Raw genomic sequence first — 15,385 nt, forward strand, 5'->3', positions numbered from 1 at the left:
TCTGGCCACAATTTTGCAATGCGCCAGATTCTCCGAAAAACCGGCCCTTGCGAAAAAATTGCGCACCACTGTCGGATCGCGTGCCGCCCGCCCGTCCTTGGGCAAACGGCAAGGGAATGGCACCATTCCCGGATTGAGCCGTTTTGCCGTGACAGCAACCGAAACAGCGCGAGGAGCACGACATGCAAAAGATAACCACCTGCCTGTGGTTCGATGGCCAGGCCGAAGAGGCAATGAACCATTACACCTCCATCTTCAAGAATTCGAAGGTGCTGAGCGTGATGCGCTGGCCCAAGGGCAACGCTCTTGAAGGCAAGGTATTGGTGGCCTCGTTCGAGCTCGACGGCGTGCCGTTCCAGGCGCTCAACGGCGGGCCGCAATACAAGTTCACCGAGGCGATGTCACAGTCGATCGACTGCAAGACGCAGGAAGAGGTCGACCATTTCTGGACCAAGCTCACTGAGGGCGGCGGCGAGCCGGGCCCATGCGGCTGGCTGAAGGACAAGTTCGGCGTCTCCTGGCAAGTCGTGCCGGAACAACTGCCCAGGCTGCTTCAGGATCCGGACCAGGCCAAGGCCGGCCGGGTGATGGCGGCGATGATGCAGATGGGCAAGATCGACATCGCCAAGATCGAAGAGGCAGCGAAGGGGTGAGAAGCGGTTCGCGCAGCGAACGAAAAGCCAATTGCTTGGCTTTTCGAGCTTCGAACGCCCGGAGCCTGCGACGGGCCGGGTGGCTCATTGGAGCAGATTGATCATCGAGGACGGCGCTGCCCCTCATCCGCCCTTCGGGCACCTTCTCCCCGTGAACGGGGAGAAGGGAAAGCGGCGCATCAAGCCGCCTTGTCGCGGACCTGATAGTCCTTGATCGTGGCGAAGCGGATCGCCTTCCAGCGTTCCGCTTCGTAGTTCAGCGAGAAGGCGTGCTGGGCGAGGAACACCGGATCATTGTCGAGATCGCGGGCGATGTCGCCGCGATGCGCCTCGATGAAACGCAGAACCTCGGCCTTGTCGTCGGCCGAGATCCAGCGGCAGACCGAAAAGCGCGACATCTCGAATTCGACGGGCAGCGTGTATTCGAAGTTCAGCCGCTCTTTCAGGACGTCGAGCTGCAGCGCGCCGACGACGCCGACGATGGCCGGCGAGCCGTCCTCGGGCGAAAACAGCTGCACGACGCCTTCCTCGGCCATCTGGTGCAGCGCTTCCTTGAGCTTCTTGGCCTTCATCGCGTCGCCCAGGCGGACACGGCGCAGGATTTCAGGCGCGAAGTTCGGCACGCCGCGGAACAGGATTTCCTCGCCCTCGGTCAGCGTGTCGCCGATGCGCAGCGTACCGTGGTTGGGGATGCCGACGACATCGCCTGCAAACGCCTCGTCGGCAGTGACGCGGGTGCGGGCAAAGAAGAACTGCGGCGCCGACAGCGACATCGGCTTGCCGGTGCGCACCAGCTTGGCCTTCATGCCGCGCTCGAGCTTGCCAGAGCAGACGCGGACGAAGGCGATGCGGTCGCGGTGGTTGGGGTCCATGTTGGCCTGGATCTTGAAGACGAAGGACGTCATCTTGTCCTCGGTCGCCTCGACCTTGCGGATATCGGCCTCCTGCGCGCGCGGCGGCGGGCCGAAGGCACCAAGCGCCTCGATCAGGTCGCGGACGCCATAATTACGCAACGCCGAGCCAAAATAGACCGGCGTCAGATGACCCTCGCGAAAAGCGTCGATGTCGAGCGGACGGCAGGCTTCGCGCGCCAGTTCCAGCTCTTCGATGAAGGCCTCGCGCTCGTTCTCCGGCAACAGGCCGGCGACGCGATTGGAATCGGGACCGTTGACCGGCGTGCGTTCCTTCTCGTCGTCGCCCCTACGCACCGCGTTTAGTGCCAGATGATAGGTGCCCGAAAACGTCTTGCCGCGGCCGATCGGCCAGGTGATGGGTGCAGTATCCAGCGCCAGCTTCTGTTCGATCTCGTCGAGAATCTCGAACGGATCGCGGCTTTCACGGTCCATCTTGTTGACGAAGGTGATGATCGGGATGTCGCGCAGCCGGCAAACCTCGAACAGTTTGAGCGTGCGCGGCTCGATGCCCTTGGCGGCGTCGATGACCATGACGGCGCTGTCGACCGCCGACAGCGTGCGGTAGGTGTCGTCGGCGAAATCCTCGTGGCCGGGCGTGTCGAGCAGGTTGAAGACATTGTCCTCATATTCGAACGTCATCACCGAGGTGACGACCGAAATGCCGCGCTCACGCTCGATCTTCATCCAGTCGGACCGGGTCTGGATCTTGTCCTTCTTGGCCTTGACCTCGCCGGCAAGCTGAATGGCGCCGCCGAACAGCAGCAGCTTTTCGGTGAGCGTCGTTTTGCCGGCGTCCGGGTGCGCGATGATCGCGAAGGTGCGGCGGCGGGATACCGCTTGTTCGATGTCTTCAGCCAATGTCTGGAATCCTGTCTGTGGCGCGGGCTTCTAGCAGCGCATTTCCGGCCTGTCGAACAGATTTGACCGGATTGGCCTACTGGCTATTGAGATAGGCGCTCCGCGATGGCATCAAAAGACCGGTTCGGTAGAGGTCCAGCATGAGCGCAGCCAAACAAGTAATCGTCATCGGTGCCGGGATCATCGGTGCCTCCATCGCCTGGCATCTGAGCAAGTCGGGGGCGCAGGTGACGGTTATCGCCGACAGCGATGCAGGTGGGGTCGCGACGCCGAATTCGTTCGCCTGGATCAACGCCAGCTGGGGCAATCCGGAGCCGTATTTCCGGCTGCGCACCCGCGCGATGGCCGAATGGACACGGTTGGCGCGGGACCTGCCCGAAATTCCACTCGCCTGGTGCGGCGGCCTGTGCTGGGATTTGTCGGCGGCGGCGATGGAAACCTACACCTCAGAACATTCCGCCTGGGGCTACGGCATCAAGCGCGTCGACCGCATTGGCGTCGCGCGCATCGAGCCCAATCTCGCCGCGCTCCCGGATGTCGCCTTGCATGTCGCCGAAGAGGGTGTCGCCGAGCCGGTGGCCGCTGCCAGAGCGCTGCTGGCCGATGCCGAACGGCGCGGAGCGCGGATCATCTCCAGCACGGTGACGGCGCTGGTTCAGACCGGAGGCGAGATCACCGGCGTCGACACGTCGCACGGCCTGATAGCAGCCGACGAGGTGGTGATCGCCGCCGGCGTCGGCTCACCGGCCATCGCGGCAACGGCCGGGATCAACCTGCCGATCGAGACGCCGCCCGGGCTGATCGTCCATTCGCGGCCTTACAAAAAACTGCTCAACGGCCTGGTGCTGGCCGAGCGGCTGCACATGCGCCAGACGGCGGAGGGCCGCATCATCGCCGGCTCGGATTTCGGCGGCGCCGACCCGGGCATGGACCCGCAAGTCACCGCCCGCGAACTGTTTGCGGCCCTGAAAGCCAGCTTGCGCGGCGGCGACGAACTGGAACTGGATTTCCACACGGTCGGCTACCGGCCGACGCCGATCGACGGTTTTCCGATCATCGGCCGTGCCGAGGGCATGGACGGGCTCTACATCGCGGTCATGCATTCCGGCATCACTCTGGCGCCGGCCGTCGGCCTGTTCGCAGCCAGGGAAATCCTCGACGGCGAGCGCGACCCGCTGCTGGGCGCTTACGGATTGTCGCGCTTCGCTCAATAGCCGGGCGGACGGCGAAAGCCGCCGGTCAACGGTTCGATTGCCCTGGCGACGCCGAGCAGCCGCGACTCCGACCAGCGTTTGCCGACCAGTTGCAGGCCGATCGGCAAGCCGCCGCCGTCCTGTCCGCACGGCATCGAAAGAGCGGGATGGCCGCTGTAGTTGAAGAAGGCGCCGTAAGCCGGCAGCATCCAGTAGCTCTGTTCCTTGCCGTCGAGCTGGACCGGCGTGCCGGGCTCGCAATGCGGGAAGGCTGTGGTCATGGCGACCGGGCAGAGCAGCGCATCCCAGTTTTCGAAAAACCGATCCCAAGCGAGAATGGATCTGTCGCGGCGGGCGAGCGCCTCGAACCAGCGTGAGACTGGTGTCGGTTCCTCTGGCGGCTCGGGTTGCGCGGCCTCCATCATCATGCCGATCAGCGCGCCGCCTTGCTCGAGATCATCGTGCAGATCGAGCTTGGGCAGTTTCGCTTCCTTGACGATCGCCCCTGCCGATTGCAGCTGCCTTGCGAGATTTTCGACCGCCGCGCTGATCGCACTGGCCACCGGGAATCCTGGAAAGGACGACGCGAAGGCGATGCGCAATGTCCCAGGGTCGAGCTTTGGCATATCCTCGACCGGCACCGGCGCAAGATCGGTGTCGCTCCCATCAGGACCGGCGATGATTTGATAGACTAGGGATAGATCTTCCGCGCTGCGCGCCAGCGGGCCGAGGCAGGACATCAGCCGCACGCTGCGCGCGGCACCTCCGGGATCGGGGAAGGCGCCGGCCAGCGAGACACGGTGCTCTGTCGGCTTGAGACCATAGACACCGCAGAAGGCGGCCGGCAGCCGGATCGAATCCTGCATGTCGGTGCCGACATCGAATGGCGTCATCCCGGCGCAAAGTGCCGCCGCCGCACCACCGCTGGAGCCGCCCGCGGTGCGCTGGAGGTCCCACGGATTGCCGGTACGGCCGAACAGCGGATTGTTCGATTGCCAGTCCGACAGCATGATCGCGACATTGGTCTTGGCCATCAGCAGGCCGCCGGCTGCCTTCAGCCGGGCAACGACCGGGCTATCCCGTTTGGCGACGTAGTCGGCGAAGGGCGGGAAGCCGACCGTGGTCTTCATGCCTGCCGTCTCATGCATGTCCTTCAGCGTGAACGGCACGCCGTGCAGTGGCCCAGGTGCCTCGCCGCGCGCTTGGGCTGCGTCGGCCTTTTTGGCGCGCTCACGGGCGCCTTCCCGGTCGAGCGAAATGACGGCGTTGACCGCCTCGTTGTGCCCGTCGATCTGCGCCAGATGGGCGTCGAGCGCCTCCACGGCGGAGATTTTCCGCGTGGCGATCGCGGCGGCCAGTTCGACGGTTGAAGAAAAGACGATGTCCATGATCAATGCTCCGGCTTGGCCGCTCGTCGATTGACATGGAGGATTGCAGGGCGGCTTCAAGGCAAGTTCAGCATTCCGAACTCTCTAGCGCTTGATCAAAATTGCGCCGACAGGATTTGTTGAGGTCGGCGCTCTACGGCGCCCCCCTCTGTCCTGCCGGACATCTCCCCCACGGGTGGGGAGATTGGCAGCCTTGCCGACCGCGCCATTCTTTCAAACGTTGGAGATTGGCGAAAGCCGTCGTGACATCCAATCTCCCCCCGTGTGGGGGAGATGTCCGGCAGGACAGAGGGGGGCGCTGTCCCGCGACTTTGCCGCAATTTACAACCCAGCGAAGGACCTAGACGGCCAGCGCCAGCCTGGCCGATGCCGGCGCGAAAGGACGGATGGCCATGCCATCGCTAGTGATTGTGACGAAGCTCGATGGCGGGATCGCCTGCCAGTCGCCGCCTTCGCGGTCGAACGGTTCGGACACGATGCAGCGGCCGCCGCCTTTGCGGAAAACGGAGGTGTAGAGCGTCGGGGCGTGGGCGTCGGTGGCATAGCGCACGGCATGCAGCGCCTGCCCGTCCGAGAAGGCGGCGGTAAGCTTCAGCACCGGCTCCAGGCCGACACGGCGCGAGGCGTCGAGCATGCGGCTGGTGGCACGCGCGACAGCGCCTTGCGGATCGGTGGCCAATCCTTCGTCGATCATCAGGAGGAAAAACAATTCGGAATCGGTGGTGCCTTCGCGCTGGTCGAAGACGGCGTCGGACAGCGAGTTCTCCAGCGTGCGGCGGATCTTTTCAAAACCACCGATCTGGCCGTTGTGCATGAACGACCAGCGGTCCGAAATGAAGGGATGGCAGTTCATGCGGCTGGTGGCGCCGCCGGTCGAGGCCCGCACATGGGCAAGGAACAGGCCCGATTTGATCTGCCGGCACAGGCTCTTCAGATTGGGATCGGACCAGGCCGGCAGGATGTCTCGGTAGAGACCCGGCTCCGGACGGTCGCCATACCAGGCAAGGCCGAAACCGTCGCCATTGGTCGGCGATTTCGCTTCCTGGGCGCAATGGCTCTGGGCAATCAGCGAGTGACAGGGCGCCGTGAGGATGTCTTCGAGAAAGACCGATTCACCGAGATAGGCGGCCCACCGGCACATCGCTTCTGTCGTCCTCTAGGCACGATCCATCAGAGCCACCGGCTCCTTGGTCACGTGCGAGCCTCTGTTGTGCGTCCGCTCGTAAAGCTCGCGGACGATTCGGCTGGCGGTAGTCTCAAACAGAAATGGCAAGAAAGCGTGAACGAGCGCGGCACCCGCCGCCATCAGCAAACGCGACGAGAACCAGGCGGCAAAGGCCATATGGCCGAAATAGGTTTCGCCGACCTTGGCCGGATGCGAGGTGAATATCTTTGCGAGCCGTGTCGACATGCTGGTTCCCCTTGAGCGCTTGAGTTCCTGATATGAGTATCCTGACACGCTTCGCCGGTTCATCGGTCTCAAAATGTCCTTGTATTTGGCCACTCCATGGGACAAACATCCCACATGACGATGGGAATCGACGAAATCGACCGAAAATTGCTGACTGAACTGCAACGCGATGGCACGCTGTCGGTCGACCAGCTGTCGGAACGGGTGGCCTTGTCGCGCAATGCCTGCTGGCGCCGGGTGAAGCGGCTTGAGGAGGATGGCGTCATCACCGGCCGCGTGGCGCTGGTCGATGCCGAAAAGCTCGGGCTTGGCCTCTCGGTGTTCATCCTGATCCGCACGTCCAACCACGACCCGGACTGGCTGCAGAAATTCCGGGCGGCGGTGACCGGCTTTTCCGAGATCACCGGCGTCTATCGCATGTCCGGCGATCTCGACTATGTGCTGCGTGCCCGCGTCGCCGACGTTAAGGCCTATGACCGGCTCTACCAGCGCCTTATCACCAAGGTGGCGCTGTCGGACGTTTCCGCCTCCTTCGTGATGGAGGAGATCAAGGAGACCACCGTCGTTCCGATGGAACTGCGGTAGGGTGTGTCGATATTCAGGTGATGCCGGCCTGGCTTGAATCTCAACACACCCTAGGTCTTGTCATAGTGATGCCAGAAAGAAAGCCGTTGATAGCGCTAGAGTCGAGTTGACCGAATCGCCGTTCGCGCCGATAGGATCGATTTTATGCGCGCAGCCCTTCAAAATCCCTCCGTCATCGGTCCGACCGTCGGCTTCGTCAGGTTGCCGCATGGTGAAGGACTTCCCCTCCCCGCCTATGAAAGCCCCGGCGCGGCCGGCATGGATCTGCGCGCCGCGGTGCCCGACGACCGGCCGCTGCTGATCCTGCCTGGAAAACGCGCGCTGGTGCCGACCGGACTGATCCTGGAAATTCCCGAAGGCATGGAAGGCCAGGTGCGGCCACGCTCCGGTCTCGCCTTCAAGCATGGGCTGACCTGCCTCAATACGCCTGGCACCATCGACAGCGACTATCGCGGCGAGGTGAAGGTGCTGCTGATCAATCTCGGTGACGAGGATTTCGCCGTGACGCGCGGCATGCGCATCGCCCAGATCGTTTTCGCGGCGGTGACGCAGGCGGCCGTGGAAGAGCGCACTTTGGCCGGTGGCACGGCGCGTGGCTCGGGCGGGTTCGGATCGACCGGCACCGCCTGATGCAGGTTCCAAAGCTAGTCATTTTCGACTGCGACGGGATCTTGGTCGATACGGAGAACCTCGCCAATCGACGCCTCGCCGAATGGCTGAGCGCTGCCGGTTATCCGACAAGCTTCGAATATTGCCGCAAGAATTTCTCCGGCCGCAGCATGGCGTCGGTGCAGAAACAGATCGAAGAGGAAACCAGCGTCAGGCTCGGCGCCGATTTCGTCGACCGCTGGAATGCCGGCCTGCCGGACCTGTTCGCGCAGGGGGTCGAGGCGATCCCTTACGTCCGCGAGTTTGTCGAAGCCGTGCGCTCAGTCGGCATCGCCTATTGCGTCGCCACCTCGGCCAGGGTGTCGAAGATGCACATCACGCTTGGCCAGACCGGGCTGTTGTCGCTGTTCGAACACGCGATGTTCAGCTCGACCATGGTCGCGCGCGGCAAGCCATTCCCCGACCTGTTCCTGCATGCAGCAAAGACGATAGGCTTTGCGCCCGCCGACTGCATCGTCATCGAGGACAGCGTCGCCGGCACGCAAGCCGGCATTGCCGCCGGCATGCGGGTGTTTTCCTATCATGGCGACCCCTATTCCGACCGCGACGGCCTGATCCAGGCCGGCGGCATCCTGTTCGACGACATGCGCGAGTTGGCCGGGCTGGTGCCGATCCACTGACCTGATCTTCAGCCACGGCTGTACGCCTCGATTGTCCGTGCTAGCGTGGCACCGCCAACTCGGGGCCACGCATGAAAATCCCTTTGCTTCGCTTCATCCTCGCCTTGATGATGCTGCCGTTTCTCGGGACAGCCGCCGGCGCGCAAGCCGTCGGCTTCCCAGAACTCGGCAGCTTGCTGCCCGGCCACAACGACGTCACCTATCTCGACCTGGCGAGGATGGTCATCCCGGATCTCGCGGGGGACAAAGACGGCTTCTACAAAGGTGGGCTGCCGATCGACATGCGCCACATCGAGGGACCGGACAGCGGCGGTTCGCCGCCAGAAACATCGGGCTTTTCCAATGCCGCGGTGCTTGCCATCAAGTCTGGCGGCAAGGACCGGCTGACGATGCTGTTCGACCTCGGCGATTCTCCCGATAGTGCCGAAGGCTATGCCGTGCTGGCGCTCTACGACATTACGGGGAAGCCGAAACTGCTCGATGCCGTCAATGTCGCCGTCGACCGTGGCACCTATTTCCGCGAACCCGGCAAGCTTTCCGTCAGCGCCAACGATGACGTCCTCATCACCATGAGCGCGCATTTCAATTCGAGCCAGAATTATGTGATCACCCCGCTGATCATGGTCCGCGACGACAAGCTCGAACTGATCGACATGATCTATACGTTCGACGAAAATCTGTGCAGCTACAGCCGCAAGCAGAACGTGGCTTTCCAGACCATCGCCGACGGCCAGCCTTATGCCGCCATCAAGGTGACGGTGACCGATGCCACGGTGCTGAACGGTGAAAGCTGCGATGACGCGCCGCCCACGGCTGCGTCGCAGGACATTTCCGTCACCTATCACTGGGACACCAAGGCCTCGCACTACGCCAAGGATTCCGACGCGCTGGACAAATTGGCAGGAGAGAACGCCAAACGCTTCTGAACCAATCGCATTCGTTTGCCCGGCCAGGGAGGGCAGGGTAAAATCCTTTCCACCACGCCGCACATGATGGGGAAACTACCATGGACAAGGGCAAGATCTTTCGCGACCTGCATGCATCGACCTTCGTCATGCCCAATCCCTGGGATGTCGGCACGACGAAGCTGCTGGATTCCTTCGGCTTCAAGGCGCTGGCGACGACTAGCGCCGGCTTTGCCTTTTCGCGCGGCCTGCCGGACGGCGCCGTGACCTTCGAGGCGATGATCCATCATTGCCGCGAAGTGACGGCGGCGACCAGCCTGCCGGTCTCGGCCGACCTCGAGAAAGGCAAGGGCGACAGCGCCGAGCGTGCCGCCGAAACCATCTTCGCGGCGGAAGCGGCCGGCCTTGCCGGCTGCTCGATCGAGGACCACACCGGCGATCCGGACAAGCCGATCTATGATTTCTCGCACGCCGTCGAGCGCGTCGCGGCGGCCGTGGAGGCGGCGCGGGCGTTGAAGCGCGATTTCGTCTTCACCGCGCGGGCCGAGAATTTCCTGTGGGGCAAGTCCGATCTCGATGACACCATCAAGCGGCTGCAGGCCTTCGAAAAAGCCGGCGCCGACGTGCTTTATGCGCCAGGCATCGGCGATGTCGAGATGGTCCGCACGATCTGCTCGGCGGTCGGCAAGCCGGTCAACGTCATGGCGAGGCCAGGCTTCACCATCGCCGATCTGACCATGGCCGGCGTCAAACGCATTTCGCTCGGGCCATGGCTGACCAATTTCGCCTATGGCATGCTGGAGACGGCGGCGCGCGAGATCCAGCAGGACGGCACGTTCGGCTTCACCCGCGCCGCCATGCCGTTCAGCAAATTGCAGGCGCTGTTTGGCAAATCTTCAGCTTAGCCGCGCGAGACGCGAGACGCTTCCCGGGCACCAATCGCCTTGTGCAGATGCACCATCATGGCGGCGGCGAAGAGCGGCGTCACCAGATTGAGCAACGGCACGGCGAGGAAGGCTGATATGACCAGCCCGGCGAGAAACACCGTGCCGGCATAGTGCCGGCGCAAGGCCCTGGCCTCTTCTTCCGGGCGAAAGCGCATCGCGGCGAATTCGAAGAACTCGCGCCCGAGCAGATAGCCGTTGACGATGAAGAAGGCGGCAATGTTGACGCCCGGCACCAGGAGAAGCAGCAGGGCGACGATGTTGCCGAGGATGACGACGCCCAAGAACCTGGCTGACAGGACCAGCGACCGCAGCGCCGGCATGGCGCGTCCGGCCGGGTCGCCGGGATAGTCGATGCGTTCGACCACTTCGGCGATGTCGTCGAGGAACAGGCCGGCGACGATCGCCGTCACCGGCGCGATGAGCAATGCCATGCCGAAGGCAAGAGCGATGGCTGCGATGATGCCGCCCAGCCAGCCCGCCCAGGACGGCATGCCGGGCAACAGCGCGTGGAGCCAAGGCAGGGCCAGCCACTCGACGAGGCTGGTGAGCCCGAACCACAAAGCCACCAACGCCAGCAAGGTCAAGCCGAGCGTCTTGATGAACACCGAACGGAATTCGGGCGAGAACAACTGGCCGGCGGCGGCGCGGGCGGCGCTTGAGATCACGGTGCTTCCAACCTCACGTCGAACGGGTCGCCCCGCAGATAGGCGACGCGCCTGCCCGCCACAAGCGCCGATAGCTCTTAGTTTTAGCGCAATTCCGGACGGAAAACCGCTTCACACTTTTCCTGGAATTGCTTTATCGAGCGAGCGCCGGCTTTCGAACCGGGATGGTCATGGCTGCGACGCCTGCCACAACAAAACCCATGCCAAGCCACGCCGTCGGACCGAGGCTTTCGCCGAGGAAGATGGCGCCGATGCCGACGCCGATCGGCACGCGCAGATAGGCTTGCGAGGTGGTGCCGACCGAGCCCAGCGTGTGGATGAGGCGGAAATAGATGACGAAGGCCAGCGCGGTCGAAAACACCGAGAGGCCGAGCAAGGCCAGGATCGACGCCATCGACGGTGTCAGCGTCCATGGCTGGTCGACCATCAGGCTGAGCGGCACGAGGATTACGGCGCCGCAGAGCATCGAACCGGCGGCGGGCAGCATCGGATCGAGGCCCTTGAAGCCACGGCCGAAGATCGCCGCACCGGCATAGCAGATCGTCGCCGCGACGATTGCCAACTGCGCCCAGAGCTCATGACCGAGACCACTCAGCGCCTCGGTGCCGATGATGAGGCAGATGCCGGCAATGCCGGCGCCGACGCCAATCAGTTTGCGCATCGTGACCGGCTCGTGGCGGGTGATCAGCGCGGTCAGCAGGAAGGTGAAGATCGGCGAGGTCGCGTTCAGGATGGTGGCGAGGCCAGCATCAACCGAGCGCTCGGCCGCGGCGATCAGCGTGAACGGCACGACGCTGTTGAGGCATGCCTGGAAGGCGAAGCGGCGCCAGCTTGCCGCATCGCCCGGCATGGCGAGCCCGCGCCAGCGGATGATGGCGAAGAGGATGCCGCCGGCAATCAGGGTGCGCGCGGCAATGAACGTGACCGGCGGGATCGTCTCGACGCCGATCTTGATGAAGGTGTAGGACGCGCCCCAAAGCACCGCGAGCACCGCGAGCAGCGCCAGGTCGGTCGTCATATCGTTCTTTGCAGGCATGTGCGGCTCGCTTAAAGGCGTGATCGGCTGATCAGGCTTGTAAGCGGCGCTGCGATGAAATGCTTCGGCCACGGTCGAATTGTCATAGCGCCTCGTCGCGGAGGCGCACCCTATTTGCAAGAACCGCGGCTCCGCGCCTTCCTCGACAAGGGAATGGTCATCGCCGCCACGCCGGCAACTACAGAAAATCGGTTGCCAATTTTCGGAGTCTTGCTGTAGACCCGCCCGGGCATGGCAAGAAGCCGGCTCGGGTTTTTGGCGGAGACATTGATGCCGGATTATGACGTGCTTTGCATCGGCAATGCCATTGTCGACATCATCGCCCAGTGCGACGAGGAATTCCTCGAGACCAACGGCATCATCAAGGGCGCGATGAACCTCATCGACACCCGGCGCGCCGAACTGCTCTACAGCCGCATGGGCCCGGCGATCGAGGCGTCCGGCGGCAGCGCCGGCAACACGGCGGCCGGCGTCGCCAGCTTCGGCGGCCGCGCCGCCTTCTTCGGCAAGGTTTCGAACGATGCGCTGGGCGAGATCTATGCCCACGACATCCACGCGCAGGGTGTCGCCTTCGACACCAGGCCGCTCAAGGGCGAGCCGCCGACGGCGCGTTCGATGATCTTCGTCACCCCCGACGGCGAGCGCTCGATGAACACCTATCTCGGCGCCTGCGTCGAGCTCGGGCCGGAGGATGTCGAGGCCGACAAGGCTTCCGGCGCCAAGGTCACCTATTTCGAGGGCTATCTGTGGGACCCGCCGCGGGCCAAGGAGGCGATCCGGCAGACGGCGAAGCTGGCGCACGCGGCGGGCCGCGAAGTGTCGATGACACTCTCGGATTCGTTCTGCGTCGACCGCTATCGCGAAGAGTTCCTCGACTTGATGCGTTCGGGCACCGTCGACATCGTCTTTGCCAACAGCCACGAGATCAAGTCGCTCTACCAGACATCGTCGTTCGACGAGGCGCTGGCGCAGATCCGCAAGGATTGCCGGATCGCCGCCGTGACCCGCTCGGAAAAGGGCTCGGTCATCGTGCGCGGCGACGAGACCGTGCTCATCCAGGCGACCGCGATCAAGGAACTGGTCGACACGACAGGCGCCGGCGATCTCTATGCCGCCGGTTTCCTGCATGGCTACACGCAAGGCCGCGACCTCAAGGTCTGTGGCGACCTTGGCTCACTGGCGGCCGGATTGGTGATCCAGCAGATCGGCCCGCGCCCGCGCCAGAACCTGCGCCGCGAGGCTGAACAGGCCGGATTGCTGTAGGGGCAGTTTCTCCCTTCTCCCCCTGTGGGAGAAGGTGGCCTCGCGAAGCGAGGTCGGATGAGGGGTGCTCCAGCTTGGCACCGCCCCCGCTCCGTCCAACACCCCTCAACCGTCTTGGCGCTGCGCGCCAATCCACCTTCTCCCACAAGGGGAGAAGGGAAGGCGCGCCCCGCTGCTCACCGTCGCGCAGCTGTCATACATCGCACCTACACGCAATCGAGGCGACCTGGGACTGACATTCGCGGCGCGCCTGCAGCCAGTTGGGGTGTCAAAAATGCAAGACAGCATGCTGTCGGGCCGCTGCATCTGTTGCCGTCGCGATTTCCGCTTTCCGCACTAGCCGTTCAACAACCGGCCGCAGCTGTGGGAGGAGCGCCCGGCCCAAGAGACAGATGCATGAACAGATTTCAAATCCAGACAACCGGCATCAAGCCGGACGACTTCGCGGAGATGGTCGCGGAGGAAGTTGAACGTGCGCTTGCCCACTATGACGAGGCCATCAACAGACCCACCATGGTCTCGGTCGGCAAGATCGCCGGCAGCATAGCTTCCGCCGTCACCTTACTGTCGCCGAAGCATCAGCGCGCCATTGATGCCATCCATGCCGACCTTCCCGGCCTTGCATCGAAGTTCGTGCGCGCCCTGGCAGCGGAAGCCGCACGCCGCAGCGAGGCGGGCACAAGCGGCGCTGCGGGGCTGCCGCCAGCATCCCTGGCGGATATCGATGGACCCGTTTCCTCACCGCCGCGAGCCGACGACCTCGAATCGATGCTGATCGAGGACTGGGCCGGCCGCGTCGCCGGATCGACCTATCTGGAAGAGAACCTGCGCATCGCCCGCTCGACCCTGCATCGCTGGCAAAGGCGGGGTGAGGTCATCGCCCTGCGCAAGGGTGGCCGCAAGCATGTCTTCCCGCTGGCGCAGTTCGTCGACGGCAGGCCGGTCGCGGGCATCCGCGACGTGCAGTCCCTGATCAGCAATCCCAGACTGGCCTGGCTGTGGCTGACGCGTCCTTCAGCGCAGCTCGACGGCCGCACCCCGATCGACCTGCTCCGGCAGGATCAGATCGAGGAGGTCGTCGAGGCCGCACGCGTGTTCGCGCCGGGCTGAGTGCTTTTGGTGCACACCCCTGATAGACGCGCCTAGGCAGTCTTGCAAATTGAGTGGCGAGGCCTGGATGATGGCTGTTGCGGCGCCATTTCCTTGGCGGTGACCAACCGGTTGCGGCCACTCTTTTTTCCGATGTACATCAGCCGGTCGGCGAGTGCGATCAGCGCTTCGGAATCGGCGGCTTCCGCCGGATACATCGCCACGCCAACGGTGCAGCCGACCTGGATGGCGCCATCCGGCGTGGGAACCTTGATCCGCAGCCTTTCCAGGATGCGTTCGGCAACGCGCACGGCCTTCAGCTGCGCCAGATCGGTGTCGCCCGAGAACAGGAACGCGAACTCGTCACCGCCAAGCCGGGCGACGAAATCGGCGCTGCGCAGGGTCGAGCGGAGCTGGCTCGATACACGCTGCAGCAGCGCATCGCCGGCCTCGTGGCCGAGCGTGTCATTGACTTCCTTGAACCGGTCGAGGTCGATGAACAGAAGACCGGCCGCCTCGCCGGTGACGCTGCAGCGGGCGACCACCGATTTGAGTTCGTCGTGGAAGGCACGCCGGTTGGGCAGGTCCGTCAACAGATCGTGGTTGGCCGAATGGTCGCTCTGCTGCTTGGCCAGCTCGATCTCGCGCTTTTGCGCGGACAGCTCCTCGTTGGCGGTCTTCAGATCCAGCAGCAGCTGGGAGTTGAGGTCCTCGACAACCTTGCGGTCGCTGATGTCAACGACGAAGCCTTCCAGGAATTCGAGTTCGCCGGCGTCGTCCCAGACACCGCCGCCGATCTCGCGGACCCAAAGCGGTTCGCCGACCCTCGGCACGATGCGGTAGTCGACGTTCCAGTTGCAACGCGCTTCGAGCGCGGTGTCGACGGCGGCATAGACCGAGGCGAGGTCGTCCGGGTGGATGGCCGAGACGTAGTCGCGCACGGCGTTGTGCACGAAATCCGTGGGCGGAAAGCCGCTGACAGTGAGAATGCCGTCGCTGATATAGAGCATGGTGTAGGACGCATCGTTGCGGCAGCGGTAGAGGTAGCCATCCATCCGGCCGGTGATGCTGAGCAGAGCGTCCAGGCGCTCGTCGTGATAGGCCCCCTGGCCGACCACGGATGTTGGAATCGTATCGTGCTTCACGGCTGCAAATCCATGACTGTCACCACCCCAGTCTGCCCAAAATG

16 protein-coding genes are annotated in these 15,385 nt (G+C 63.8%); 9 read left to right on the top strand and 7 right to left on the bottom strand.

Annotated elements, in window-relative coordinates; all coding sequences use genetic code 11:
• Nucleotides 1-182: 182 nt before the first annotated feature.
• Entirely contained in the window at nt 183-653 is a 471-nt protein-coding gene (locus tag B5V02_RS14315) for a VOC family protein (protein ID WP_111544804.1), read from the top strand.
• Nucleotides 654-832: 179 nt separating this feature from the next.
• Here the strand turns inward: B5V02_RS14315 and B5V02_RS14320 are convergent, their stop codons facing one another.
• Nucleotides 833-2,425 (bottom strand): peptide chain release factor 3, encoded by a 1,593-nt coding sequence (locus B5V02_RS14320; RefSeq protein ID WP_111544805.1) that lies wholly within the window; start codon nt 2,423-2,425, stop codon nt 833-835.
• A gap of 140 nt (nt 2,426-2,565) precedes the next feature.
• Between B5V02_RS14320 and B5V02_RS14325 the strand changes: the two genes are divergently transcribed.
• Nucleotides 2,566-3,639, top strand: a complete 1,074-nt coding sequence (locus tag B5V02_RS14325) for an NAD(P)/FAD-dependent oxidoreductase (protein WP_111544806.1) — start codon at nt 2,566-2,568, stop codon at nt 3,637-3,639.
• Here B5V02_RS14325 and B5V02_RS14330 read toward each other — a convergent pair.
• From B5V02_RS14330 to B5V02_RS14345, 3 genes are all read right to left on the bottom strand, one after another.
• Nucleotides 3,633-5,006: an amidase gene (locus tag B5V02_RS14330; protein WP_111544807.1), complete on the bottom strand. Its 1,374-nt coding sequence runs from the start codon at nt 5,004-5,006 to the stop codon at nt 3,633-3,635. The genes B5V02_RS14325 and B5V02_RS14330 overlap by 7 nt on opposite strands.
• Before the next feature lie 340 nt (nt 5,007-5,346).
• Nucleotides 5,347-6,147, bottom strand: coding sequence for a class II glutamine amidotransferase (locus tag B5V02_RS14340; RefSeq protein WP_111544808.1), 801 nt, complete (start codon nt 6,145-6,147; stop codon nt 5,347-5,349).
• A gap of 15 nt (nt 6,148-6,162) precedes the next feature.
• Complete coding sequence (locus tag B5V02_RS14345; RefSeq protein WP_111544809.1) at nt 6,163-6,417, bottom strand: DUF6356 family protein; 255 nt, start codon at nt 6,415-6,417, stop codon at nt 6,163-6,165.
• A gap of 114 nt (nt 6,418-6,531) precedes the next feature.
• Between B5V02_RS14345 and B5V02_RS14350 the strand changes: the two genes are divergently transcribed.
• The 5 genes from B5V02_RS14350 to B5V02_RS14370 all read left to right on the top strand — a co-directional run bounded on the left by B5V02_RS14350 (nt 6,532) and on the right by B5V02_RS14370 (nt 10,101).
• Nucleotides 6,532-7,002, top strand: a complete 471-nt coding sequence (locus B5V02_RS14350) for an Lrp/AsnC family transcriptional regulator (protein ID WP_111544810.1) — start codon at nt 6,532-6,534, stop codon at nt 7,000-7,002.
• Nucleotides 7,003-7,146: 144 nt separating this feature from the next.
• Nucleotides 7,147-7,632, top strand: coding sequence for a dUTP diphosphatase (dut, locus tag B5V02_RS14355; RefSeq protein ID WP_111544811.1), 486 nt, complete (start codon nt 7,147-7,149; stop codon nt 7,630-7,632).
• On the top strand, nt 7,632-8,291 hold the full coding sequence (locus B5V02_RS14360; RefSeq protein ID WP_167458493.1) for an HAD family hydrolase: 660 nt from the start codon (nt 7,632-7,634) through the stop codon (nt 8,289-8,291). The genes dut and B5V02_RS14360 overlap by 1 nt, the downstream gene beginning before the upstream one ends.
• Before the next feature lie 71 nt (nt 8,292-8,362).
• The gene (locus tag B5V02_RS14365; RefSeq protein WP_111544813.1) at nt 8,363-9,217 is read left to right on the top strand and encodes a hypothetical protein; all 855 of its coding nucleotides are present in this window, start codon (nt 8,363-8,365) and stop codon (nt 9,215-9,217) included.
• Between the two features lie 80 nt (nt 9,218-9,297).
• Nucleotides 9,298-10,101, top strand: coding sequence for an isocitrate lyase/PEP mutase family protein (locus tag B5V02_RS14370; RefSeq protein ID WP_111544814.1), 804 nt, complete (start codon nt 9,298-9,300; stop codon nt 10,099-10,101).
• Here the strand turns inward: B5V02_RS14370 and B5V02_RS14375 are convergent.
• Nucleotides 10,098-10,808: a sulfate transporter family protein gene (locus tag B5V02_RS14375; RefSeq protein ID WP_111544815.1), complete on the bottom strand. Its 711-nt coding sequence runs from the start codon at nt 10,806-10,808 to the stop codon at nt 10,098-10,100. The two genes, B5V02_RS14370 and B5V02_RS14375, sit on opposite strands and share 4 nt — an antisense overlap.
• A 133-nt stretch (nt 10,809-10,941) precedes the next feature.
• A complete protein-coding gene (locus B5V02_RS14380) occupies nt 10,942-11,844 on the bottom strand; it encodes a DMT family transporter (protein ID WP_111545399.1) in 903 nt (300 codons plus the stop codon).
• Between the two features lie 270 nt (nt 11,845-12,114).
• Between B5V02_RS14380 and B5V02_RS14385 the strand changes: the two genes are divergently transcribed.
• Both B5V02_RS14385 and B5V02_RS14390 read left to right on the top strand, forming a co-directional pair.
• Nucleotides 12,115-13,107, top strand: a complete 993-nt coding sequence (locus tag B5V02_RS14385; RefSeq protein WP_111545400.1) for an adenosine kinase — start codon at nt 12,115-12,117, stop codon at nt 13,105-13,107.
• 396 nt (nt 13,108-13,503) lie between these two features.
• Entirely contained in the window at nt 13,504-14,217 is a 714-nt protein-coding gene (locus tag B5V02_RS14390; RefSeq protein WP_111545401.1) for an antitoxin Xre/MbcA/ParS-like domain-containing protein, read from the top strand.
• A 32-nt stretch (nt 14,218-14,249) separates the two neighbouring features.
• Here B5V02_RS14390 and B5V02_RS14395 read toward each other — a convergent pair whose 3' ends face one another.
• Nucleotides 14,250-15,341: a GGDEF domain-containing protein gene (locus B5V02_RS14395; RefSeq protein WP_111544816.1), complete on the bottom strand. Its 1,092-nt coding sequence runs from the start codon at nt 15,339-15,341 to the stop codon at nt 14,250-14,252.
• Nucleotides 15,342-15,385: the final 44 nt, after the last annotated feature.

This window comes from Mesorhizobium kowhaii (genome assembly GCF_003253745.1).
GTDB lineage: Bacteria > Pseudomonadota > Alphaproteobacteria > Rhizobiales > Rhizobiaceae > Mesorhizobium > Mesorhizobium kowhaii.